Genomic DNA, 21657 nt, shown 5'->3' with positions numbered 1-21657 from the left:
GGTACCCCCGTCCGGTTTTTTATATTTCCCCAGAGAAATAAATAGTTGTTTTAGGAGAGTATTTCATGGATAAATTCATGCTAAGAGTAGATGAAATCAGCACTTTTGTAGGCAAAGCTGCTGCTTGGCTTGTGGTTCTACTGATGCTGATGGTCTTTACAGACGTTGTTCGGCGCTATGCATTTAATTCCCCATCGGCATGGATTGGTGAGCTATCTGTCATGGCATACGGCACTCTGTTTATGCTGTGTGGCGCCTATACCTTGGCACAAAACGGACACGTTCGTGGCGACTTCCTTTATGGCTCCATGAAACCCCGCACACAAGCAACTCTAGATTTAATTTTGTACATTACTTTTTTCCTGCCTGGTATTGCCGCTTTGGTTTATGCAGGCTACACCTATGCAGCAGAATCTTGGCGCATCGGCGAACACACGACTCAAATTGCTAATGGTCCGCCCCTCTATCCATTTAAAACCATCATTCCGATTGCAGGCGCATTTGTGCTCTTGCAAGGTGTGGTTGAAATTATGCGTTGCATTCTTTGCCTCAAGACAGGCGAATGGCCAGCCCGCTTAAAAGATGCAGAAGAAATCGATGTGATTGAACAGCAGTTAGCTTCTTCCACTCACGTTGATGAAGAAGCCCGTCAACTCGCAATCAAAAATGCCAAAAATATCGATGAAGCAGCACACCATCGCATTGGTCAAACTAAAGAGATAAATCATGAGTGATCCAATTCTTGGCTTAGCCATGCTCGGCTTGATTATTGTTGTAATCATGCTGGGCTTCCCAACCGCCTTTACCCTGATGGGCTTAGGCATGATGTTTGGTTTTGCAGCGTTTTATGATCCCTCACAAAGCTGGGCTGCAAACAAAGTGTTTACTCTCATGGTGCAAAGAACTTTTGGGGGTATGACGAATGATGTCCTGCTATCCATTCCGCTCTTTGTATTAATGGGCTATGTGATGGAACGAGGGGCGCTGGTAGATAAGATGTTCTACAGTATTCAGCTCGCATTTCGTCGTGTGCCAGCCTCATTGGCTGTAGCTACTCTGATTGTTTGTACTTTCTGGGGTATCGCAAGCGGTCTCGTTGGCGCCGTAGTTGTTCTCATGGGTGTGATTGCCATGAAGCCTATGCTCAATGCAGGCTACGATACGCGGCTTGCTGCTGGCGTTATTACTGCAGGAGGCACCCTAGGTATTTTGATCCCGCCTTCAGTAATGATCATTGTGTATGCGGCTGTTGCAGGCCAATCTGTCGTTAAGCTCTATGCTGCGGCGATGGTGCCAGGCTTCTTCCTGGCATTCTTATATTTGGTGTACATCATTGGTTGGGCTTTAATTAACCCCAAAGTCGCACCGAAGCTACCCCCAGAGCAACTCATCGTTCCAATTCCACCGACGATTCGTTTCCTGCGTGAGAACTATGCAAGCAATATGCTGCTTGCCACATTTAAAGCTTTGTTCTCGCCAGCAAAACTATTGAATGCGCCGGTTGACGCAAAGTTGTCTTTTGGCAAAATATTCAAAAATGTATTGGCTGCATTAACTCCATTAATCTTGGTTGCAGTGACTATGTGGGGAGTGTGGTGGTACGTCATGATTCATCAGCAATCTGCAAAAGATGCCTTGAACGTGCCAGTAGCAACTCAAGTCGCCAAAGCCTCTACAAGCGCTGCAGAGCCGGTTGAAGAGACTCTAGTAGCCATTGATGCCACCTCCAATAACAACAGTAAATCCAAAGAGGTTGAAGAAGATGCACCTTTGGTTGCTCTCGATGCTGCCTCTGGAGATGATCCTATTGAAGCTGGCGCCGTGGCAGAAGCTGATACTGGACCACCAGAAAACTTCGAGCTGTATTTTGGCTTGACCTGCATCCTCTTCGGCTTGCTACTCATTTACTACTACATTAAGTTAGATGAAGAGCAGTTTGAAATCCTCAAACTATTGATTGAGTCTGTCATGCCTCTAGGCGTGCTGACTCTCTTAGTCTTGGCCGTCATCCTGCTCGGCATTACTACCGCAACTGAGTCTGCTGCAGTGGGCGCATTGGGTGCTTTCATTCTGGCACTACAAGCGGGCACCCTAGACTTTGAGCGCACTAAGCAAGCCGTTTTCTTGACAGCTAAAACAACATCGATGGTGTGCTGGTTGTTCGTAGGTTCAGCACTCTTCTCGGCTGTGTTTACGATTTTGGGCGGTCAATCGATCATTGAAAAATGGGTGCTCATGTTAGATCTGACACCTATTCAGTTCATGCTGCTCTCTCAAGCGATCATCTTCTTCCTAGGATGGCCTTTAGAGTGGACTGAAATTATTGTTATTTTCGTGCCGATCTTCTTGCCTTTGTTAGCTCACTTCAACATCGATCCGCTCTTGTGGGGAACCTTGGTATTTGTGAACTTGCAAGCAGCATTCTTGTCACCACCGGTTGCGATGTCTGCCTTCTATCTCAAGGGGGTATCGCCGCCAGGCGTCACACTCAATCAGATTTTTGCAGGCATGATGCCTTACATGTTCATTGTGATTGCCTGTATGGTCTTCATGTACATCTGGCCAGGTATGACATTGTGGCTACCGAAGTTCCTCTACGGAGGTTGATGTTAGGTAGTTTCAGTAAAAGAAAAGCGCTCCCTTGGGAGCGCTTTTTTATTTCCACTGTAATGAATTAAGCAGCCTGTTTTAGCAGCTCACTATTCGTCTTACCCAAAGCCAGCGTAAATAAACCTTGCCAGTAATTGAATGCTGCCAGCTCATCCTCATCTAACTCCATCTCAATAAAGGCTGGATGGCGAATTAAGGAAAGCCAAATACGGCAAAACATCTTGTCCTCAAGACGAGAGGGTTTACTGACAAAGGGAATCTCTTCAAGATTGGGGATCATTTCGTAAACACCCTCTTTATCGTCCATCTCTTGCTTATCTCTGCTTAAGCGCATCATTTCAAGCATCACTCGACCCAACTGATCGTAATGACCTTGCCAGCAAATAGGGGTTGCCGCAATCTCTTTTGTTTTCTGTAAATACTTACGGGCAAAGTCGCTCCAGGCATGCGCTAAATCAAACTCCGTTTTTACCTTAGCATTTTGCAGAGCAGTTGGTAAGTTGGTAGATTTCATTAACTCCAAACTGCGATCACTCCCAAAGGTGTAATCGATAATCAATAACGGTTTTGCTGTTTTATCGATCTGTAGCCGATACTCTTCCATAGTCCATTCTTTCTTGACAGGGTTTATTCGTGTGAATGCCTAAAGTGTAATCAATTGAGGTTTATCTTCTGAAAACCAAAGCCCTAGGGAAAGCCCTTGCTTAGACTTCACTCTTACTCTCGACCGCCATATGGGTAAAGGCAATTTTTAATAGCGGGCAGTCTATAGATCCCTGATTAGCAAAACCAATCAAATCGCCCAAGATATGTTGATGTTCATTTTTCTTGCTTGCCAGCAAGTCTCTCAGCATTGAGGCTGTAAAAGGTGAGCCTTCTTTTGTCAGAATTTCTTGAGAGCTCAATTGAGTCTTCTCGGCAATGGGATGACCTTCACTACTAGCAATAGCACAGCATTCTGCGAACATTCGCTTGCTGAGATCTTTGCCATAAGGGGTTGCGGTAATCTCGCCAATAGAGCCGCGACAGATGGTTGTCACGCCTGCTAAGGTTGCCAAGAACACCCATTTATCCCACAAAGTTTGCTCAATATTCTCATGATAGAAAGCATCGAAATCGGTTTTTTTGCACAGCGAAAAGAGTTCCTGACTCAGTGCGACTTGTTGTGGTGTTCTGGGGCCTATTGTGAATGAACCCAATTCGGTTAGCTGTTTTACTGAGCCCGATTCAGAAATGGTTGCAGCGATATGGGCTACCCCACCCATCACTCGCTCTTTGCCGAACTGACGGTCCAAAACCTCGAGGTGCGTGAACCCGTTTAAAAAAGGTAGGATCACTCCTTGAGAGCTTGCTTTGGCAATCGACTTTAACGAATCATCCAAATCAAAGGCTTTGCAGGCCAAAATGATGAGGTCGTAAATAGGCTCCAACTGGGCGGCTAAGACCGTTTTAGGGTGGACCATAAAGCTGCCCTTCGGAGTCTCGATAGTCAATCCCTGGGCTTGAATCAGCTGCTGGCGCTGCTCACGTAATAAATAAGTGATATCTGCGCCTGACTGCTGCAATTTGGCCCCAAAAAACCCCCCGATTCCACCTGCCCCAACAATCAGTATTTTCATAATAGATGCTCTTTTTACTCAATTTTCAGCCCCTAGGATAGTCCTCATTTTGCAAAGCCACCAAAAGGGTCATAAGCGCTAAAAATGGCTCATTTCGGCTAAAATTGACCTTTTATAATTTCCCAATTCTTAATTTGGGCTCTTTAGATTAAACGCTATGACATACGTTGTTACCGAATCCTGCATCCGTTGCAAATACACCGACTGCGTCGATGTTTGTCCAGTTGACTGCTTTCGCGAAGGCCCCAACTTCTTAGTCATTGATCCAGACGAGTGCATTGATTGCGCAGTGTGCGTTCCTGAGTGCCCTGTCAATGCGATTTATGCGGAAGACGACGTCCCTGGAGATCAACAAGACTTCATCAAACTTAATGCTGAGCTTTCTTCATCATGGACATCCATCACTAAATCAAAGTCCGCCCTTCCAGACGCTGATGAGTGGAAAGATGTCAAAAACAAACTCGATCAGTTAGCAAAGTAATCCACAACTACACGAGCATTGATTTGTACTCACCCACAGAAGCTGACGCAGTCATCATTGGCGCCGGTCCTGTGGGCCTCTTCCAAGTCTTTGAACTTGGACTGCTCGATATCAAAACCCACGTCATTGACTCACTACCAGAAGCTGGTGGTCAATGTATAGAGCTCTATCCTGATAAACCCATTTACGATATTCCTGCGATACCGGTGTGTACTGGGCGTGAACTCACGCATAACCTTCTCAAACAAATTGAACCTTTTAGTCCACAGTTTCATTTAGGGCAAGAAGTCACTCAACTCGAGAAACAAGCCGATGGCCGTTTTTTGATTGGCACATCACAGAATCACTACTTCCTGGCTAAGACCGTCTTTATTGCTGCCGGTGTTGGTGCCTTTCAACCCAGACTACTCAACCTAGAGGGCATTGATAGTTTAGTGGGTAAGCAAGTTTTCTATCACATCAAAGATCCAGAACGATTTATCGGCAAGCGTATTGTTATTTGCGGCGGTGGAGATTCCGCACTCGATTGGGTCTTGTACTTTGCAGACAAAGCAGCGAGCGTCACCTTGATTCATCGTCGCGATGACTTTAAAGCGGCTCCACAATCTATTGCCAAAATGCGCGCACTGTGTGCCGCTGGAAAAATGCAATTACTCATTGGTCAAATTACTGGATACGAGACTAAAGAGGGTCAATTAACTGATATTGCGATCACCGACATTGATAGCAATACCACATTGCTTCCTTTGGATGATCTCTTGATCTTCTTTGGCCTCTCTCCCAAATTAGGCCCCATTGCAGAGTGGGGTCTTGATATTGATCGCAAGCAAATTACTGTCGATACTGAAAAGTTTCAGGCCAGTATTCCAGGAATTTATGCAGTCGGTGACATCAATGTTTACCCCGGGAAAAAGAAACTCATTTTGTCAGGCTTTCATGAGGCGGCCTTAGCTGCTTTTGCGGCAGCCGCATACCTGAACCCTGAAAAACAAATCCAGTTGCAGTACACCACCACCTCCCCTAAGCTCCATAAGGCACTTGGGGTGAAGTCGCCCACATTCGAGTAAGCTATCCTTTCATTTATTTACTAAACCCCTTTTAGCCAATTTTTATGCGCCAATATCACGATCTCATGAAAGAAGTCCTTTCCAAGGGCGTCAATAAGTCAGATAGAACGGGTACTGGCACGATCTCAGTTTTTGGGCACCAGATGCGCTTTAATCTAGCTGAAGGCTTCCCCATGGTTACCACCAAGAAGCTCCACCTCAAATCCATCATTTACGAGTTGCTGTGGTTTCTCAAAGGTAGCACTGACAACAATTGGCTTAAAGAACGTGGCGTCTCTATCTGGAATGAATGGGCTGCACCTGATGGTGATCTAGGTCCGATTTATGGCTATCAATGGCGGTCATGGCCCGCACCAAATGGTCAGCACATTGATCAAATCACTGAAGTCCTTGAGACGATTAAAAAGAATCCAGACTCCCGTCGCATCATTGTTTCAGCATGGAACGTAGCGGATATTCCAAGGATGGCTTTAGCGCCATGCCACGCCTTCTTTCAGTTCTATGTGGCTGATGGCAAATTATCTTGCCAACTCTACCAACGCAGCGCTGATATCTTCCTCGGTGTGCCCTTTAATATCGCTAGCTATGCTTTGTTGACCCACATGATGGCCCAACAATGTAACTTAGAAGTAGGTGACTTTATTTGGACAGGTGGTGATTGCCACTTGTATAGCAATCACCTAGAACAAGTAGATCTTCAGCTCTCTCGAGATTTCTTCCCTCTGCCAAAGCTCAATATCTTGCGTAAACCTGCTTCGATCTTTGATTATGAATTCGAAGATTTTGAAATTGTTGGTTACGAATCGCATCCCCATATCAAAGCTCCAGTAGCTGTTTAAGAAATCCCTCAGACATGACACAACCTGCTATCTCGATGATTGTTGCGCGCTCACGAAACCACGTGATCGGTCGCGACAATCAAATGCCCTGGAAAATTTCGGCAGACTTGCAATTCTTTAAGCGCGTCACTATGGGCTACCCGGTCATTATGGGTCGCAAGACTTGGGAATCGATTGGTCGCCCACTGCCAGGCCGACGGAATATCGTTGTCAGCCGTAATGCCAACTATGAGGCCGCTGGTGGAGAACTTGCTAGCTCTCTAGATGCGGCCCTCAATCAATTAAATGAAGCCCCAAGAGTATTTGTAATTGGTGGCGAACAATTATTTACGCAAGCCTTTGATAAAGCAGATCGCTTATACATTACCGAGATTGAGATGGATGTTCAAGGTGGCGACACTTTCTTTGAAATCCCTAACGAATCCGCCTGGAAAGAAGTGGAACGCACCCCAGGCTCAGAAAACAATATTCATTTTAATTTTGTGACGCTTGAGCGCAAATAAAAAGGACTCCGAGGAGTCCTTTTTATTCTGAGCATCAAATTCAATACATCGCTATTACTGAACAACGATTTTTGAATTCTTTGCAATCCCAGAAACAAATTCAAATTGCTTTCTCTGCGCTAGGCCAGCACGAATCGCTGGTTTGGCCTGCTCAAAAGTAGGTGGCTTACTGGACTTTTTATCTTCCAGCTTTACTAAATACCAGCCCTGTTGCAATTGAATCGGAGCAGATGTTTGCCCTTTTCCAAGATTGACTAATACAGCAGATATTTGCGGTGGTACTTGGCCAGGTTGAACCCAACCTGCAGCACCGCCTTGCGCTTTATTCGGCGCCAATGAAACGCTTTTAGCCACCTTATCAAAGGCTTCGCCCTTCTTAATGCGATTTAAAGCAGCCTGAGCATCTGCCTCTGTGGCTAGCGCAATATCACTAATCTTGTATTCTATGATCATGCCTTGAGGGCCAAGGGATGCTACCTGCTTGTTGTACTCTGCCTGAATATCGGCATCGGAAATCGGATTTTGCGCCATGAAAGTAGACAGCTCTAGGTCTGCCAAATAATTTTGGCGAATCATCGTCAGCTGAGCATTGGCTTTTTCAGAATTGGCCAAACCATCTTTTTCAGCTTGCTGTGATAACAACAATACCTCGATGAACTTCTCTATCACCATTTTACGGAGCTCTGGAGAATCCTTTTGACCTTGTGAGATTGCAACTTTGATACCTTGCTCAACCATATCGTTTGTAATGATGGCGCCATTCACCGAGGCTGCGGCATTAATAGGTAAACCGCTTTGCTGTGCATACGCAGCACTACACAATGCAAAACTCAAAAGGCCGGCAAAAATGAGGTGTACTGTCCTTGGTTTTAATGGAGACATAAATGGTTTCATCAGGTTTGATCTTTCTAGGCTTTCTTAAAAGTAGCCCTAATAGTAACAGCAGCCTCAACAGTAAAATAAACTGATGTGCGTTCAATACCTCACCACCGTCAATATCGATTGGGTCAAAGCCCACTTTGATCTCGATCTACCAACATCCAGCACGCATGATGTGTTTCCAACCTATCCTGGAACAATCATTCTAAAAAGTCATAATACCCAACGCACAGCCATTGGTCCTGCGCGTTTTGGCTTGATACCGTCTTGGGCAAAAGATGAAGACTTTGGCAGGAAAACCTATAACGCCAGATCTGAAACTGTCAGCCAAAAACCCTCATATAAACAGGCATGGTCTCAGCGGCACTTCGCACTCGCTCTGGCAGATGCTTTTTATGAACCCTGCTATGAATCTGGCAGGGCAGTGCGCACCAAAATTCAACAGGCTAATCGTGAGCCCATGGCAATTGCCTCTATTTGGGATACCTGGACTGAACCAGAAACTGGCGAACTGATTGTGTCATTCTCAATGCTGACGATCAATGCAAATCATCATCCATTAATGAATCGATGCCATCATCCTGAAGATGAAAAGCGCACAGTCGTCCCATTGCGACCTGAACTATTTAATGATTGGCTTAACGCTACCCCTGATACAGCAAAATCACTCCTCAGTCTTGATGCAATCCCCGAATTAATTTTCTCTGATTGATTTCAAATCCAAAAGCACTAAAAAGAAATCGCCGGGGTCATGGGCTGGTAGGGTGCTGCTGACCCTGTTTCCAAAGCTTCAGCCTCTTGTTCGCCAACAGGGGCATTGAAAAACTTGGAATTTAACTGTGGTGGTTGCTGCAAATTCATTTGCTGTTGATTTGATCCAACCGGCCCAAAAGGCCCTTCTGCTGGAGAAATTTTTTGCTCATTAAAAGCTTTTAACTGTTCAGGGGTATAGGGAGAAAAGGTCTGCATTCCTTGGTTTGAAGGGGTTTGCGCGCTGGCTGAACATCCCAATAACAGTAGGCATACTGCTAACTGAATACGAATAGTATTCATCCTACTTCCCGACCAATAAGGTAATTCTGTCTCGCACCACGGGAAGTCTAATCGATAGCAGTAACAGTATTACTCCGGCATAAATCGATACAGTCTGCAAGTCATTTTTACCAGCCTTATGCCACCAGTAGTGAGCAATCACCGTACAAGCAATGACATAGATTAATCGATGTAATAAGCTCCAACGACGTCCCAACTGGCGGACTGCCCAGTGGTTTGATGTGATGGCCAAAGGTATTAATAAAACGAAACTCAAAAATCCCATGGTGATAAATGGTCTTTTGAGAACATCATGGATCATCGCCTGAACATCGAGACTCTGATCCAAGAAAAACCAAATGGCGAAATGAACGCAGGCATAGAAAAAACAGAACAACCCAAACATACGACGATATTTGATTCCCAGACTAGATCCTGTCAAGACACGTAAGGGTGTCATTGCGAGGGTGATACATAAAAATATTAAAGCCCAAGTTCCAGTAGAGCGCGTCATAAACTCGATGGGATTAGCGCCTAAGTCATCCATATATCCCAGCCATACCAAACGCCCCAAGGGGATAAGGGAGATCAGAAACAAGATGCTTTTGAGATACCTCATGAGTAGATGTTAAACGACCCCATCAATATTCTCTGATGGGGTCGCTATTTTTGCTTAGCTTGAACCGAATAAAACAAATGAATCTATGCCAAGCTCAATCCTTCTTTGTAAAGCGGGAAGTTGCGAACTGGTCTTCCAATGGCTGCAGAGACGGCATTAGCAACTGCTGGCCCAACCACACAAATCGTTGGCTCACCTACTCCACCCCAGAAATCATAAGTTGGCACAAGAACCGTTTCAATTCGAGGTGTAGAGGCTAGTTTGAGCATTGGGTAAGAATCTAAATTCTGTTGCTTGATGCGTCCATTTTCAACCGAGATCTCTGGATTAAAGATGGCACCCAAAGCCATAGCCACAGAACCTTCAATTTGCTCACGCGTTAAATAGGGATTCACCACATGACCAGAGTTCAAAGCAAACACCAGGCGCTTAACGTGCACCATATTGCCATCGACTGAGACCTCAGCAACGCAAGCCGAGTAACTGGCATATCCCATGAACTGTGCTACTCCCCGGAAAGTTCCTGCTGGCAGTGGCTTATCCCAATTTGCTTTTTGGGCCGCCGCATTGAGTACGCCTAAATGTTTCGGATGACTTTGCATCAGAGCCTGCCTAAATTTGACAGGATCCTTGCCGGCTGCTTTGGCGCACTCATCCATAAAGCATTCCATGAAAATACCGTTCTGATTGGTATTCACACCACGCCATGGGCCCACGGGCACATGCGTATTCTTCATGACATATTCAGTCAACAAGGTTGGGAATGTATAACCTAGCTGCGCATCAGGGCCATTCTCATAAAGGCCTTGAAGTTGGCGCTCATCCTTGCCATTTTTAATATTCTGAGGTGCAAGCGTGGCATTAATCGATTGGCCTGCGACTTTGATATGCATACCAGTGACATTGCCACCAGCATCGATACCTGCAGTCATTTTTGCCATCGCAATAGGATGGTAGAAGTCATGCGTCATATCTTCTTCGCGGCTCCAGAGAACTTTCACCGGCACGCCGGAATATTTCATCGCGACCTTGGCAGCAAAAGTGGTGAAGTCTTGTGTGGAACCACGACGACCTAGGCCACAACCAGAATCCAATTTATATATTTCACAATTAGCCAGCGGTATTCCCGTTGCCTCTGATAATGCCGCTAAAGATCCCTCACCATTTTGGGTGGGTACCCAAGCCTCAGCACGATCGCCACTAATTTTGACAGTCGCATTCATCGGCTCCATAGTCACGTGAGCTTGAAAGGGCGTGAAATAAATGGCTTCTACTTTTTTGGCAGAACTATTGATTACCTCAGGCGCATCACCTACCTTGCGTTGCCAGAAGTCCCCCTGCTCATCCAAGCCAGCGCGGAGCATTTTATTAATATCACTCTGAGAAACATTAGCGCTCTTACCCTCATCCCAAATAATTGGCAAGGCATTTAAAGCAGTATTGGCACGCCACCAAGTATCTGCAACTACCGCGAGTGTGCTGTCATTAATCTGTACTACGCCTTTAACGCCGCGCATATTTTTGATCTTTGATTCGTCATAACTCACCAGCTTGCCACCAAATACTGGGCACGACTTCACCGATGCACTCAACATCCCAGGCATCTGTAAATCTGCGCCATACACTTTAGTACCGTTCACTTTGTTTGCCGTATCTAAACGCGCATAAGGCTGACCGGCCACTTTCCAGTTGCGAGGATCTCTTAAGGTGATTGATTTTGGATCAGGCGGAGTCAAGGTAGATGCGAGTTCCGCTACTTTTCCATAGGTAGTTTTACGACCTGTTGGTACATGGGTAATTACACTCTTATCCACCTTGAGTTCACTGACTGGAACATTCCACTGGTTTGCAGCGGCTTGAACTAACATGATGCGAGCAGCAGCTGCGCCACGACGCACATAATCCTCAGAGATACGAATACCACGGCTGCCACCAGTTCCATGCTCACCCCATACCCGCTTACGAGCTAAGCTTTGTCCAGGGGTTGCAGATTGGGTTTTAACATTTTTCCAGTTGCACTCTAACTCTTCTGTAACGAGTTGCGCTAAGCCCGTACGGGTACCTTGGCCCATCTCTGAACGCGCAATTCTGATGTATACCGTGTCATCGGGCTTGATGCTAACCCAAGCATTGACCTCAGCCTCACCAGCCTTGGTCGGTGTATTTGGGTCATATTGACCAGCTTGCGCAAAAGCAAACTCTGGCAAAGCACCTACACCCAACATGAGGCCACCACCAACTAGGGTGCCTTTGATAATAAAGTCGCGACGTGAATGATTTTCTAGTGTCATCTTCTTCCCCTTAACCACGAGTCGCTGGAGAAGCTTGGTATTGCGCCAATACTTCCGCTAATTTTTTCTGACCAGAGGCAACATGAATGCCATCCCGAATTTTTTGATAGGTGCCGCAACGACAAATATTCGACATCGCATTATCAATATCGGCATCAGTAGGCTTTGGAATTCTTTTTAATAAGGCTGCTGCTGCCATGACCTGACCAGACTGGCAATAGCCACATTGCGGAACATCGAGTGCGATCCAGGCTTTTTGCACAGGATGACTATTGTCTTTAGAAAGTGATTCGATCGTGGTGATCTTAGCGGCACCAACCACAGATACTGGAACAGAGCATGAGCGCACCGGCTCACCATTCATGTAGACGGTGCAGGCGCCGCATTGAGCCACTCCGCAGCCGTACTTTGTACCTGTCAATCCGACCACTTCGCGGATAGCCCACAATAAGGGCATATTGGGTTCTACGTCGATATTATGTGTCTGACCATTAATATTGAGCTGCATATTGCCTCCTATTTATTATTTTCAAATGACTATAAATCATTATTGGTTTTTTGTGGGCGCATATCAATTTCTCCCGCCGCCAGGGGTAATTTGCTATTCTGAGCCATCAATTAAGGATATTTATGACAAACGAAAATCAAACCCAAAACGACGAAGATTTTGACTATGGGTGCGAATGTGCCATGACCCTACTCAATGAGCCAACCGAAGATTGCCTCAATGACTTAATTGACGAGTTAGACGAAGACGGCATGATTGCTACCGAAGTGGTCTACGGCTTACTAGCGACGATTTTGATGAGCCTAAATGAAGAAGATCACGAAGGCGAAGAACATTAACTTCTAAGTCTGGACCTGTAAGGCAAAAGCGTCCATGGCTTTTGCCATCTGAATATCCAATGCAGTCAACGCTTTTGCTGAGTGAGTGCTGAGGTGCACCACCACCTTATTCCAAGAATTGGTCCAATCTGGATGATGATCAATCTCCTCAGCATATTGGGCACATAAAGTCATAAAGGCGAATGCCTGCTTAAAGTCCTGAAAAATAAACTCCCGGGTCAATTGAATACCGGAGGGTTCGAGCACCCAAAGAGGAATCACTCCTTTAAAGTCAAAGTCGATTGTTAAAGCCTGCTGACTCATTTAAGCTTCACACTTTGCGATAAGCATTTCAAATCCTCTGCATCAAGCCAACGCCATTGACCCTCAGCGAGATCTGCTGGCATGACATAAGCGCCGATTTCAGCGCGATGCAACTTGGCCACATGATTACCCACTGCAGCCATCATACGCTTTACCTGATGATACCGACCCTCCACAATTGTCATTGCTAAGACATGCTCGGAAAGCTGCTTACAAGCGGTGGCATAACATGGCTTTGGATCATCATCTAGAACGACGCCATTCATCAGGTGATCGATTTGAGATTGTGTAATTGGTTCTGGTGTTGTGATTTCATAGACTTTGCCGATATTCTTTTTTGGCGTTGTCATTTTATGAATGAACTGACCATCATCAGAAATCAAGAGTAGCCCTGTAGTGTCATAGTCTAAACGCCCAACACATTGCAAGCCCCGCTCAACGAAAGGAGCTGGCAATAAACTGTACACACTAGGGTGATGCGCAGTCTTATGAGAGCACTCGTAGTTGGGGGGCTTATTAAAAGCGATATACGCTTTTTCGTGATACTCCCAATCTGCACCCTCGACGTTGAGAACAAGTCCTTCAGTCGCAATGCGCTCCTCTGGATCCTCTGCTAATACACCGTTGACCTTCACGAGGTCGGCATAGACCAAATCGCTGCAATAGCGTCGTGTACCAAAGCCTTGGCTAAAGAGAATTTTTTCAAGGGAAATCGGTTTTGCCATATGCTGCAGAGCATACTACAGAGCACTTCCGCCTAGCCGCTGCCACAGCGGGGAATTCATTATCATTAGACTTATCCATATGAATTGAATTGACGACATGCTCTCCAACCCAAAACCTCGCACACCACTCCATACTCGAGAAATTACTTTTCATGGTTTTGCAAGGGGAGATGGTCTATGGGATATTGAAGGTCACCTCAAAGATTACAAACCAACACCTTTTGTCACTGGCGAAACTACTTGGCAACCTGGCGAAGCTTTTCATAACATGTGGGTCCGTCTTACGCTCAATGATGAACTGGTTATCCAAGATATCGAGGTAGCGATGGATGGTCATCCACATCCTGAATGTCCTCAAGCTATGCCTCCAATGATAGGACTGATTGGTGAGCGCTTGGGTAAGGGTTGGCGCAAAACGATCCAAACACACTTGGGTGGCATTGCAGGTTGTACCCATTTACGCGAACTACTCAATAGTTTGGCGACTGCCGCTTTTCAATCGATCCCAAGGGCTCTATTTGATCCCGATGAAAATAAGCCGCCCCTCTATCTAGGCACCTGCAAGTCCTGGGATTTCAATGGCCCCGTTGTGATGCGTATTTATCCCCAGTTTTACCGCTGGCAAGACCAAGATAAAAAGTCTTAGAGCTTAGAGCTCTCCGCGGTGAATCGTGGTCCCTCCAAAAGACTGCTGAATTGGCATAATTTCTACTGCATTAATGTTCATATGGGGAGGCAATAAAGCAGCCCAATAAATCGCTTCAGCAATATCGTCTGAGCTCAAAGCTTGTACATTCTCATAGACTTTTGCTGCCTTAGCATCATCGCCTTTAAAACGAACATTAGAGTATTCAGTTCCAGAGCTAAGGCCTGGCTCAACACAAGTGACTCGTAAGCGCGTACCAAGTAAGTCTGCACGCAAGTTCAAACTAAATTGCTTCACAAATGCTTTGGTAGCTCCATACACATTGCTTCCAGGATAAGGATAAAGACCTGCAACCGAGCCAACATTAATAATATGGCCACATTTACGCTCAACCATACCTGTCAAAAACGCATGGGTCATATGAACTAAACCTTTGACATTGGTATCAATCATTTGATCCCAATCAGAAATGCTGGTTTTATAAGCAGGCTCTAAGCCTAAAGCAAGACCGGCATTATTCACGAGTACAGTGACATTCGCAAAGTCAGCAGGTAAAGTTTTTGGCAATGCGTCTACTTTAGCGCTATCACAGACATCAACTACAAGAGTCAATAATTTTTTCTGCTGCTCTGCTGGCAAAGATGCTTTGAGCGCCTCTAGACGCTCCGCTCTTCTACCGACTGCAATGACTTTATGGCTGTGAGCCAAAAAACGTCGAGCAGTTGCTTCTCCAAATCCAGCGGTGGCGCCGGTCACTAAAACGGTATGTTCCATATTTCCTCTTTTATTTAAATCATGTTTCTCTTAAATGATGAATAAATGAATTATTCACCTATTTAAGATCTCTTTTTTATCAACTGCAAAATATTTTTAAATTGAGGATGGTCAGAAGTCTTCAGCCATTCGAATGCCAGCATTTCAGCCCCCAGCAAAATCACTCCCTGCTGGACTAAACGATCGAGTGCGAGCAATTTATCTTGCGCCAATCTGCTGCCACAGGCCTCAACCACTACCGCCACCTCATACCCCGCCTCGAGCAGACCTAAAGCAGTTTGCATCAAGCAAACGTGGGCCTCACATCCAGCCAATACAACGTGAGTAATTTGTGGACTTACCGACTTCATGTAATCCACCAAACCATCTGCTGCAGCATTGAAAGAATGTTTGACTAGAGTATGACTGCAGAACTGTTTAATACGCTCATCATTAGGTCCTAATCCCTTTGGATTTTGCTCGGTTCCTAAAATTGGGATATCTAAAGCTTGTGCTACGTTTGCTAAAAATATTGCTGAAGCAATAGCCTTTTCTCCATCATGAATACTGGGCATTAAGCGTGTTTGATAGTCAACTAAAATGAGAATACTCATGGCTTGATGAATCATGATTTGAATGAATTTAGAGTAATTTTTTCTTGGGCAAGCGCAGTGCTAAATGATCTAAATAGTGTGCCATTAATTCATCAGCACCCTTTCCAAACATCCGAATACGACCTGTATGGTTAAGTAATAGCACGCCAACGATGTGCGCAAATATCGCAGTCAATTCAGTATCGGTCTCTTTTGCATTACAACCCAATTTATTCAGAGCAATCTCTTGGGGACGCATGGCATCTCTGAGGCGCATATTGAGTGCTTGATCCCACTCATTACCTAAACCACGGGGCCTTAGGCCTTGGAAGAGATAAAAACCTAAATCCAAGTCACGTGGGTTATCTCGATAGAACTGGTAGAACGCTAAAGCGCTATGACGCAGCTCATCAAAGGCAGTACCCGGTTCACTTAATACTCTCTGCGCCGCTTCACCGACAAACGCATTTAGGCGCTCGAGTGATTCGGCAAGTAAAGCGCCATAAATCTCTTCTTTGTTGGCAAAGTAGCTGTAAATAGCTCCCGCTGTATAACCAGCGCGTTTAGCAATCTCGCGCATGCTGACTGCCTCCAAACCAAACTCAATAAACACCGCTGTAGCAGCACTCAGAATATGCTTACGCTTGGCATTCGCTAGCGCCTGCTGACGAAGATCTCGCGGGGAAGAAATCGCTTGGTTCATAGGTTAATTATACGACTGTATTAATAATTGAACAGTGTTTAATTATTGTGTATGATTTGAGCTATTGCCAATATCTAGCACCAGGACCCCAATGAGCCAAAGCACTACCAAATTCATGACCAGCAACGACTATCAGGAGTCTTTGCGCAGCTTAAAGCCCACAGTATATGTAGACGGTCGCCTGATTGAGTCGGTTGCTGATGAGCCCTCTTTAAGGCCAGGCGTACAAGCTTTGGGGGTGACCTACGATATGGTGCACGATCCTGCTTTAGCACCCATAATGCTGGCAGATCAAAATGGCGTGCAAGTACCACGAATGTTGCATATCAATCAATCCTCTGGTGATCTGCTGAACAAATTAGAAGCGATACGCGTACTGTGCCAAGAAACTGGTTGTGCTCAACGCTATTTAGCGCATGATGCATTAAATGCAATTGGCCAAGTGTCAGCGCATATCGATGATGCTCGCGGAAGTAATGAGCATCGCGCAAAATTTGCAGAATACCTTTCACATGTTCAGCAAAACGATTTATCTCTTGGCATTGCGATGACCGATGCCAAAGGCGACAGATCTCGCAGACCTCACGAACAAGCAAACCCAGATACTTATGTTCACGTCGTTTCTCAAGATGCCAAAGGTGTAGTGATTTCTGGAACAAAAGCCATTGTGACTGGTGCGCCTTATATGCATGAGTTTTTAGTCATGCCAGGTCGCAATATGAGCAAAGAGGATGCAGCCTTTGCCATCTGCTGCGCAGTGCCGGTAGACGCGAAAGGTATTACCATCGTTGCCCGCCCTGCAGGTCGGCCAGGCGATAAAGTGGAGCATGGCAAACCATTGTTCTCAAGTAAATATGGGCAATCTACTGGTGTCGTGATTTTCGATAAAGTATTTGTCCCGTGGGAGCGGGTATTTTATGCAGGTGAATGGGAGCACTCTAGCGTCTTAACTTATAGCTATGCCACCCATCATCGTCACAGCTGTATTGCGGCGAGAGCAGGCTTTGGAGATCTTTTAATTGGTGCTGGTGCCTTGATGTGCGAAGCCAATGGTTTTGATCCAGAAACAAAATCCAATTTGCGTGACCCAATGGTTGAGCTCATCAAAATTACCGAAGGGTTTTATGCTTGTGGAGTTGCTGCCAGTGTGTACGGTACTCAAGATCCACATAGCAAATCCTTTATGCCTGAGCCCGTGTTCTCCAACATCGGCAAACTGCTATTGGCTACGCAAATTTACGATATGCATCGCTTAGCTCATGAGGTGTCGGGTGGATTAATCGTAGCACTACCTGGACCCGATGAAGATCACAATCCAGCGACTGCTGCTACCTTGGCAGAAGTCTTGCGTGCTAACCCAGCAGTTCCTTACGATAAGCGCATTGAAGTGGCACGCTTTATTGAAGATTTAACGGCATCCTATCAAGGTGGCTGGTACTCCGTTATCAGCTTGCATGGTGGTGGATCACCTGCTGCAATGAAGAAAGAAATCTATCGCCAATATCCCATTGGTAATAAAGTGGAATTAGTCGAACGTTTATTAGACCGCGGAGTACTGACGAGTAATGATGAGCGGGCGATTACTAAAAACAAACAGCCTGGACGCTGTTGTGATCAAGGTTGTAGTGCTCCAGGTCAAGCAGTGATGGTGCCATTGCCAGAGCCTGGCAGAAGAACTTAATTTTTTCTGAGTAAAGCTGATTTATCAATTAATAGTACTTCTTTAAATCCATGCCAGCGTACATGCTGGCGACCTCATCAGCATACCCATTAAACATCTGGGTCTTGATCTTAGGAGCAAACATCCCCTTAGCATCGCCAATACGACGCTCTGTGGCTTGACTCCAGCGTGGGTGGTCAACTTGTGGATTAACGTTGGAATAAAAGCCATACTCACGAGCATCAAATTGATTCCAACTGGTTTTTGGTATCTCTTCAGTAAACCGCATTTTGACAATTGATTTGGCACTCTTGAAACCATATTTCCAAGGCACCACAATACGCACGGGCGCACCGTTTTGCTTTGGCAATACCTCTCCATACAGACCGAAAGTGAGGAGGGTAAGTGGATTCATAGCTTCATCCATCCGCAAGCCTTCACGATAAGGCCAGCTAATAATATTGCTACTCAGTCCTGGCATTTGCTTGCGATCAGCTAAGGAAATAAATTCAACATACTTAGCAGAGCCCAGAGGCTCTACCTTATTGATGAGTTTGGCTAGCGAATACCCATCCCAAGGAATCACCATAGACCAACCTTCAACGCAACGCATGCGATAGATCCGCTCTTCCATTGGAGCGAGCTTTAATAAGGCATCAATATCGAGCGTTAGCGGTTTTTTTACTAAGCCTTCAATCGAGATCGTCCAGGGCCGCGTTTGCAAGCTACCGGCATAAGCAACAGGATCAGCCTTATCGGTACCAAACTCATAAAAGTTGTTGTAGCTCGTCACGTATTTATAAGGCGTCGATTCCTCTTTAACGCTATAGGCTGAATTGAGGGTAGCAGCTAATTTATCGGGAGTGGCAGCTAGTGCTTGTCTTGAAAACCAGGGGGCTAGAGCAGCGCCAAAACTACCTGCAGCTGCCGCTTTAATCAGGGCGCGACGGTTTTCAAAAACCGCTTGAGGCGTGATGTCACTAGAAAGAATGGTTTTATCAAGAAAACGCATGGCGGACCCCATCAAAGTATTGAGTCTATTTTGCTCCTGAAAATAATTTATTGCTTGATGCAGCGATGCTTGCTCAAAACAAAAAAGCAAACCCGAAGGTTTGCTTTTTGTGCTGAAACCTCAATTAAATTAGGCTTTCATAGCCTGCAAGGCTGCATTGAATGTTGCGCTAGGACGCATCACGGCTGTACATTTTTCAGGATCAACTACATAGTAACCACCGATATCAGCAGGCTTACCTTGAACTGCCTTTAGTTCGTCAGTAATCTTTTTCTCATTTTCAGCCAAAGATTTGGCTAAGGGCGCGAAGTAAGCTTGTAGCTCTTTATCTTCCGTTTGTGCAGCCAAAGCCTCAGCCCAATACAACGCCAAGTAGAACTGGCTACCGCGGTTATCTAACTCACCAGTGCGTGGTGAAGGTGACTTATTGTTATCCAATAATTTGCCAGTCGCATCATCCAGAGTGCGCGCTAAGATTTTCACTTTAGCATTACCAGTCTTATCACCAATATCTTCGAGTGACACACCCAAGGCTAAAAATTCACCTAACGAATCCCAACGTAAGTGGTTTTCTTCTACGAGTTGTTGCACATGCTTAGGAGCAGAACCACCAGCACCAGTTTCAAATAAGCCGCCGCCAGCCATCAAAGGCACAATGGATAGCATTTTTGCGCTAGTGCCCAATTCCATAATGGGGAACAAGTCGGTGAGGTAGTCACGCAAGATGTTACCGGTAACAGAAATGGTGTCTTTGCCACGTATCACACGCTCTAAGGTGTAACGCATTGCGCGAGTCTGAGACATGATCTGGATATCGATACCCTCGAGATCATAATCCTTGAGATAAGTCTTTACCTTCTTAATCAACTCTGCTTCGTGGGGGCGGTACTCGTCTAACCAAAATACTGCTGGAGTATTAGAGAGGCGTGCACGATTGACTGCCAATTTGACCCAGTCACGAATCGGAGCATCTTTACATTGGCACATACGCCAGATATCACCAGCTTCCACATGTTGCTCAAGCAATACAGTACCGTCGTCCGCAACGATACGAGCTACGCCTGCTTCTAAGATCTCAAAAGTCTTGTCATGCGAACCATATTCCTCAGCCTGCTGAGCCATCAAGCCAACGTTAGGTACAGTGCCCATAGTGGTTGGATCAAAGTTGCCATGTGTCTTACAGAAATTGATGATCTCTTGATAGATGCGGGCAAAGGTACTTTCTGGAATCACTGCTTTGGTGTCATGCAAGCGACCATCCGCGCCCCACATCTTGCCGCCCACCCGAATCATGGCAGGCATAGAAGCATCCACGATCACGTCGCTTGGAGAGTGTAAGTTGGTAATGCCTTTGGCAGAATCTACCATCGCCAATGCTGGGCGATGCTCATGACACGCATGAATATCTTGAATAATTTCTTCACGCTTAGATTCAGGCAAGGTCTTGATCTTCTCGTACAAGCTGCTCATGCCGTTATTGACGTTGACGCCTAGCTCATCAAATAGCTTGCCATGTTTAGCAAACGCATCTTTATAGAAAATTTTGACGGCGTGACCAAAGACGATCGGATGAGAGACTTTCATCATGGTAGCCTTGACGTGCAAGGACAACATCATGCCAGTCTTATACGCATCTTCGATTTCTTTTTCATAGAAATCGCACAAGGCTTTTTTGCTCATATACATGCTGTCGATAATTTCGCCAGCCAATAAAGAGACTTTTGGTTTGAGCACAATCGTTTTGCCACTCTTCGTTACCAAGTCCATTTTCACATCACAGGCCTTAGTCATCGTCATCGACTTTTCACCAGCATAGAAATCACCACCATGCATGTGTGACACGTGCGTGCGGGAAGCTTGGCTCCACTCACCCATCGAGTGAGGATTTTTACGGGCATACCGTTTGACTGCATTCGGGGCGCGACGATCTGAGTTTCCTTCGCGCAAGACTGGATTGACAGAGCTCCCTAAACACTTTGAGTAACGAGTGCGGATAGCCTTCTCTTCATCGGTCTTAGGATCTTCAGGAAAATGAGGGATCTTGTATCCCTTATCTTGTAATTCTTTAATGGCAGCGAGCAGCTGAGGAACAGAAGCGCTGATATTGGGTAGCTTAATAATGTTGGCGTCAGGCATTAAGGTCATCTTGCCCAGCTCAGCCAAATTATCAGGAACCCGTTGCTCAGGAGCTAAACAATCAGAAAATTCAGCCAAGATACGTCCAGCCACTGAAATATCGCTTTCTACTACCTCCACTCCAGCTGGCGCTGTAAAGGTACGGATGATCGGCAGAAATGCGCAGGTCGCCAAAAATGGTGCCTCATCTGTCAGCGTGTAAATAATCTTTGATTTGCCTGAAGCCATGGATGTTTCCTTACTATTGATCAATAGACAGGGTCAGATTTTGACCCCACCACTCCTAGAGTCCGCATTCTGTCCGCCCGCTTTTAGCAGGCTTACTGATATGCCGAGCCTT

At 45.7% G+C, this 21657-nt stretch carries 24 protein-coding genes; 10 read left to right on the top strand and 14 right to left on the bottom strand.

Features of this window, described 5'->3' with window-relative positions; all coding sequences use genetic code 11:
- Positions 1–65: 65 nt before the first annotated feature.
- Together AOC29_RS02055 and AOC29_RS02050 are read left to right on the top strand one after the other, a co-directional pair.
- Positions 66–734, top strand: coding sequence for a TRAP transporter small permease subunit (locus AOC29_RS02055; protein ID WP_215296401.1), 669 nt, complete (start codon positions 66–68; stop codon positions 732–734).
- Positions 727–2607 carry a TRAP transporter large permease subunit gene (locus AOC29_RS02050; RefSeq protein ID WP_215296400.1) on the top strand — a complete coding sequence of 627 codons (1881 nt, stop codon included), beginning with the start codon at positions 727–729 and terminating at the stop codon, positions 2605–2607. The genes AOC29_RS02055 and AOC29_RS02050 overlap by 8 nt, the downstream gene beginning before the upstream one ends.
- 67 nt (positions 2608–2674) lie before the next feature.
- Here AOC29_RS02050 and AOC29_RS02045 read toward each other — a convergent pair whose 3' ends face one another.
- Entirely contained in the window at positions 2675–3214 is a 540-nt protein-coding gene (locus AOC29_RS02045) for a hypothetical protein (RefSeq protein WP_215296399.1), read from the bottom strand.
- A gap of 100 nt (positions 3215–3314) precedes the next feature.
- Positions 3315–4229 carry a 2-dehydropantoate 2-reductase gene (locus tag AOC29_RS02040; protein ID WP_215296398.1) on the bottom strand — a complete coding sequence of 305 codons (915 nt, stop codon included), beginning with the start codon at positions 4227–4229 and terminating at the stop codon, positions 3315–3317.
- Between the two features lie 157 nt (positions 4230–4386).
- Between AOC29_RS02040 and fdxA the strand changes: the two genes are divergently transcribed.
- Genes fdxA through AOC29_RS02020 form a run of 4 tightly spaced genes read left to right on the top strand, consistent with a single transcriptional unit; the run spans position 4387 to position 7119 of the window.
- Entirely contained in the window at positions 4387–4710 is a 324-nt protein-coding gene (gene fdxA / locus AOC29_RS02035; RefSeq protein WP_215296397.1) for a ferredoxin FdxA, read from the top strand.
- A 23-nt stretch (positions 4711–4733) separates the two neighbouring features.
- Positions 4734–5777 (top strand): NAD(P)/FAD-dependent oxidoreductase, encoded by a 1044-nt coding sequence (locus AOC29_RS02030; protein WP_251370044.1) that lies wholly within the window; start codon positions 4734–4736, stop codon positions 5775–5777.
- A gap of 44 nt (positions 5778–5821) precedes the next feature.
- On the top strand, positions 5822–6616 hold the full coding sequence (locus AOC29_RS02025) for a thymidylate synthase (RefSeq protein WP_215296396.1): 795 nt from the start codon (positions 5822–5824) through the stop codon (positions 6614–6616).
- 14 nt (positions 6617–6630) lie between these two features.
- Positions 6631–7119 (top strand): dihydrofolate reductase, encoded by a 489-nt coding sequence (locus tag AOC29_RS02020; protein ID WP_215296395.1) that lies wholly within the window; start codon positions 6631–6633, stop codon positions 7117–7119.
- A 54-nt stretch (positions 7120–7173) separates the two neighbouring features.
- On the opposite strand, the gene AOC29_RS02015 is transcribed toward AOC29_RS02020, so the two are convergent.
- On the bottom strand, positions 7174–8013 hold the full coding sequence (locus tag AOC29_RS02015) for a peptidylprolyl isomerase (RefSeq protein WP_215296394.1): 840 nt from the start codon (positions 8011–8013) through the stop codon (positions 7174–7176).
- A 73-nt stretch (positions 8014–8086) separates the two neighbouring features.
- On the opposite strand from AOC29_RS02015, the gene AOC29_RS02010 reads away from it, so the two are divergent.
- Positions 8087–8710 carry an SOS response-associated peptidase gene (locus AOC29_RS02010; protein WP_215296393.1) on the top strand — a complete coding sequence of 208 codons (624 nt, stop codon included), beginning with the start codon at positions 8087–8089 and terminating at the stop codon, positions 8708–8710.
- Between the two features lie 17 nt (positions 8711–8727).
- Here AOC29_RS02010 and AOC29_RS02005 read toward each other — a convergent pair whose 3' ends face one another.
- From AOC29_RS02005 to AOC29_RS01990, 4 genes are all read right to left on the bottom strand, one after another.
- Positions 8728–9051, bottom strand: coding sequence for a hypothetical protein (locus AOC29_RS02005; protein ID WP_251370043.1), 324 nt, complete (start codon positions 9049–9051; stop codon positions 8728–8730).
- 1 nt (position 9052) lies between these two features.
- On the bottom strand, positions 9053–9649 hold the full coding sequence (locus tag AOC29_RS02000; protein WP_215296392.1) for a sulfite oxidase heme-binding subunit YedZ: 597 nt from the start codon (positions 9647–9649) through the stop codon (positions 9053–9055).
- Positions 9650–9732: 83 nt separating this feature from the next.
- Positions 9733–11940, bottom strand: coding sequence for a xanthine dehydrogenase family protein molybdopterin-binding subunit (locus AOC29_RS01995; RefSeq protein WP_215296391.1), 2208 nt, complete (start codon positions 11938–11940; stop codon positions 9733–9735).
- A gap of 10 nt (positions 11941–11950) precedes the next feature.
- Positions 11951–12448, bottom strand: a complete 498-nt coding sequence (locus AOC29_RS01990; protein ID WP_215296390.1) for a (2Fe-2S)-binding protein — start codon at positions 12446–12448, stop codon at positions 11951–11953.
- 122 nt (positions 12449–12570) lie between these two features.
- On the opposite strand from AOC29_RS01990, the gene AOC29_RS01985 reads away from it, so the two are divergent.
- Entirely contained in the window at positions 12571–12786 is a 216-nt protein-coding gene (locus AOC29_RS01985; protein ID WP_215296389.1) for a hypothetical protein, read from the top strand.
- 3 nt (positions 12787–12789) lie between these two features.
- On the opposite strand, the gene AOC29_RS01980 is transcribed toward AOC29_RS01985, so the two are convergent.
- Both AOC29_RS01980 and AOC29_RS01975 read right to left on the bottom strand, forming a co-directional pair.
- The gene (locus AOC29_RS01980; RefSeq protein WP_215296388.1) at positions 12790–13089 is read right to left on the bottom strand and encodes a 4a-hydroxytetrahydrobiopterin dehydratase; all 300 of its coding nucleotides are present in this window, start codon (positions 13087–13089) and stop codon (positions 12790–12792) included.
- A complete protein-coding gene (locus tag AOC29_RS01975; protein ID WP_215296387.1) occupies positions 13086–13814 on the bottom strand; it encodes a pseudouridine synthase in 729 nt (242 codons plus the stop codon). Before AOC29_RS01975 ends, AOC29_RS01980 begins: the two co-directional genes overlap by 4 nt.
- A gap of 97 nt (positions 13815–13911) precedes the next feature.
- Between AOC29_RS01975 and AOC29_RS01970 the strand changes: the two genes are divergently transcribed.
- Positions 13912–14460: a DUF2889 domain-containing protein gene (locus AOC29_RS01970; protein WP_215296386.1), complete on the top strand. Its 549-nt coding sequence runs from the start codon at positions 13912–13914 to the stop codon at positions 14458–14460.
- 3 nt (positions 14461–14463) lie between these two features.
- Here the strand turns inward: AOC29_RS01970 and AOC29_RS01965 are convergent, their stop codons facing one another.
- From AOC29_RS01965 to AOC29_RS01955, 3 genes are all read right to left on the bottom strand, one after another.
- The gene (locus AOC29_RS01965; RefSeq protein WP_215296385.1) at positions 14464–15234 is read right to left on the bottom strand and encodes an SDR family NAD(P)-dependent oxidoreductase; all 771 of its coding nucleotides are present in this window, start codon (positions 15232–15234) and stop codon (positions 14464–14466) included.
- Between the two features lie 62 nt (positions 15235–15296).
- Positions 15297–15827, bottom strand: a complete 531-nt coding sequence (locus tag AOC29_RS01960) for an isochorismatase family protein (protein WP_251370042.1) — start codon at positions 15825–15827, stop codon at positions 15297–15299.
- Between the two features lie 28 nt (positions 15828–15855).
- Positions 15856–16509 (bottom strand): TetR/AcrR family transcriptional regulator, encoded by a 654-nt coding sequence (locus tag AOC29_RS01955; RefSeq protein WP_215296383.1) that lies wholly within the window; start codon positions 16507–16509, stop codon positions 15856–15858.
- A gap of 91 nt (positions 16510–16600) precedes the next feature.
- Here AOC29_RS01955 and AOC29_RS01950 point away from each other — a divergent pair, with 91 nt between their 5' ends.
- Entirely contained in the window at positions 16601–18190 is a 1590-nt protein-coding gene (locus AOC29_RS01950; protein WP_215296382.1) for a 4-hydroxyphenylacetate 3-hydroxylase family protein, read from the top strand.
- A gap of 28 nt (positions 18191–18218) precedes the next feature.
- Here AOC29_RS01950 and msrP read toward each other — a convergent pair whose 3' ends face one another.
- Positions 18219–19181: a protein-methionine-sulfoxide reductase catalytic subunit MsrP gene (gene msrP / locus AOC29_RS01945; protein WP_215296381.1), complete on the bottom strand. Its 963-nt coding sequence runs from the start codon at positions 19179–19181 to the stop codon at positions 18219–18221.
- Positions 19182–19310: 129 nt separating this feature from the next.
- Positions 19311–21545, bottom strand: coding sequence for an NADP-dependent isocitrate dehydrogenase (locus AOC29_RS01940; protein WP_215296380.1), 2235 nt, complete (start codon positions 21543–21545; stop codon positions 19311–19313).
- Positions 21546–21657 lie beyond the last annotated feature (112 nt).

The organism is Polynucleobacter sp. JS-JIR-5-A7, from assembly GCF_018687935.1.
In the GTDB taxonomy this organism is placed as follows: domain Bacteria; phylum Pseudomonadota; class Gammaproteobacteria; order Burkholderiales; family Burkholderiaceae; genus Polynucleobacter.
Note: the sequence above shows the minus strand (reverse complement) of the source record. Positions and strands in the feature narration are given on the sequence as shown.

What these genes read in the sequence shown, in the direction of transcription:
- AOC29_RS02055 (WP_215296401.1), top strand. Translation starts at nt 66, where the DNA reads ATGGATAAATTCATGCTAAGAGTAGATGAAATCAGCACTTTTGTAGGC.
- AOC29_RS02050 (WP_215296400.1), top strand. Translation starts at nt 727, where the DNA reads ATGAGTGATCCAATTCTTGGCTTAGCCATGCTCGGCTTGATTATTGTT.
- AOC29_RS02045 (WP_215296399.1), bottom strand. Translation starts at nt 3,214, where the DNA reads ATGGAAGAGTATCGGCTACAGATCGATAAAACAGCAAAACCGTTATTG.
- AOC29_RS02040 (WP_215296398.1), bottom strand. Translation starts at nt 4,229, where the DNA reads ATGAAAATACTGATTGTTGGGGCAGGTGGAATCGGGGGGTTTTTTGGG.
- fdxA (WP_215296397.1), top strand. Translation starts at nt 4,387, where the DNA reads ATGACATACGTTGTTACCGAATCCTGCATCCGTTGCAAATACACCGAC.
- AOC29_RS02025 (WP_215296396.1), top strand. Translation starts at nt 5,822, where the DNA reads ATGCGCCAATATCACGATCTCATGAAAGAAGTCCTTTCCAAGGGCGTC.
- AOC29_RS02020 (WP_215296395.1), top strand. Translation starts at nt 6,631, where the DNA reads ATGACACAACCTGCTATCTCGATGATTGTTGCGCGCTCACGAAACCAC.
- AOC29_RS02015 (WP_215296394.1), bottom strand. Translation starts at nt 8,013, where the DNA reads ATGAAACCATTTATGTCTCCATTAAAACCAAGGACAGTACACCTCATT.
- AOC29_RS02010 (WP_215296393.1), top strand. Translation starts at nt 8,087, where the DNA reads ATGTGCGTTCAATACCTCACCACCGTCAATATCGATTGGGTCAAAGCC.
- AOC29_RS02005 (WP_251370043.1), bottom strand. Translation starts at nt 9,051, where the DNA reads ATGAATACTATTCGTATTCAGTTAGCAGTATGCCTACTGTTATTGGGA.
- AOC29_RS02000 (WP_215296392.1), bottom strand. Translation starts at nt 9,649, where the DNA reads ATGAGGTATCTCAAAAGCATCTTGTTTCTGATCTCCCTTATCCCCTTG.
- AOC29_RS01995 (WP_215296391.1), bottom strand. Translation starts at nt 11,940, where the DNA reads ATGACACTAGAAAATCATTCACGTCGCGACTTTATTATCAAAGGCACC.
- AOC29_RS01990 (WP_215296390.1), bottom strand. Translation starts at nt 12,448, where the DNA reads ATGCAGCTCAATATTAATGGTCAGACACATAATATCGACGTAGAACCC.
- AOC29_RS01985 (WP_215296389.1), top strand. Translation starts at nt 12,571, where the DNA reads ATGACAAACGAAAATCAAACCCAAAACGACGAAGATTTTGACTATGGG.
- AOC29_RS01980 (WP_215296388.1), bottom strand. Translation starts at nt 13,089, where the DNA reads ATGAGTCAGCAGGCTTTAACAATCGACTTTGACTTTAAAGGAGTGATT.
- AOC29_RS01975 (WP_215296387.1), bottom strand. Translation starts at nt 13,814, where the DNA reads ATGGCAAAACCGATTTCCCTTGAAAAAATTCTCTTTAGCCAAGGCTTT.
- AOC29_RS01970 (WP_215296386.1), top strand. Translation starts at nt 13,912, where the DNA reads ATGCTCTCCAACCCAAAACCTCGCACACCACTCCATACTCGAGAAATT.
- AOC29_RS01965 (WP_215296385.1), bottom strand. Translation starts at nt 15,234, where the DNA reads ATGGAACATACCGTTTTAGTGACCGGCGCCACCGCTGGATTTGGAGAA.
- AOC29_RS01960 (WP_251370042.1), bottom strand. Translation starts at nt 15,827, where the DNA reads ATGAGTATTCTCATTTTAGTTGACTATCAAACACGCTTAATGCCCAGT.
- AOC29_RS01955 (WP_215296383.1), bottom strand. Translation starts at nt 16,509, where the DNA reads ATGAACCAAGCGATTTCTTCCCCGCGAGATCTTCGTCAGCAGGCGCTA.
- AOC29_RS01950 (WP_215296382.1), top strand. Translation starts at nt 16,601, where the DNA reads ATGAGCCAAAGCACTACCAAATTCATGACCAGCAACGACTATCAGGAG.
- msrP (WP_215296381.1), bottom strand. Translation starts at nt 19,181, where the DNA reads ATGCGTTTTCTTGATAAAACCATTCTTTCTAGTGACATCACGCCTCAA.
- AOC29_RS01940 (WP_215296380.1), bottom strand. Translation starts at nt 21,545, where the DNA reads ATGGCTTCAGGCAAATCAAAGATTATTTACACGCTGACAGATGAGGCA.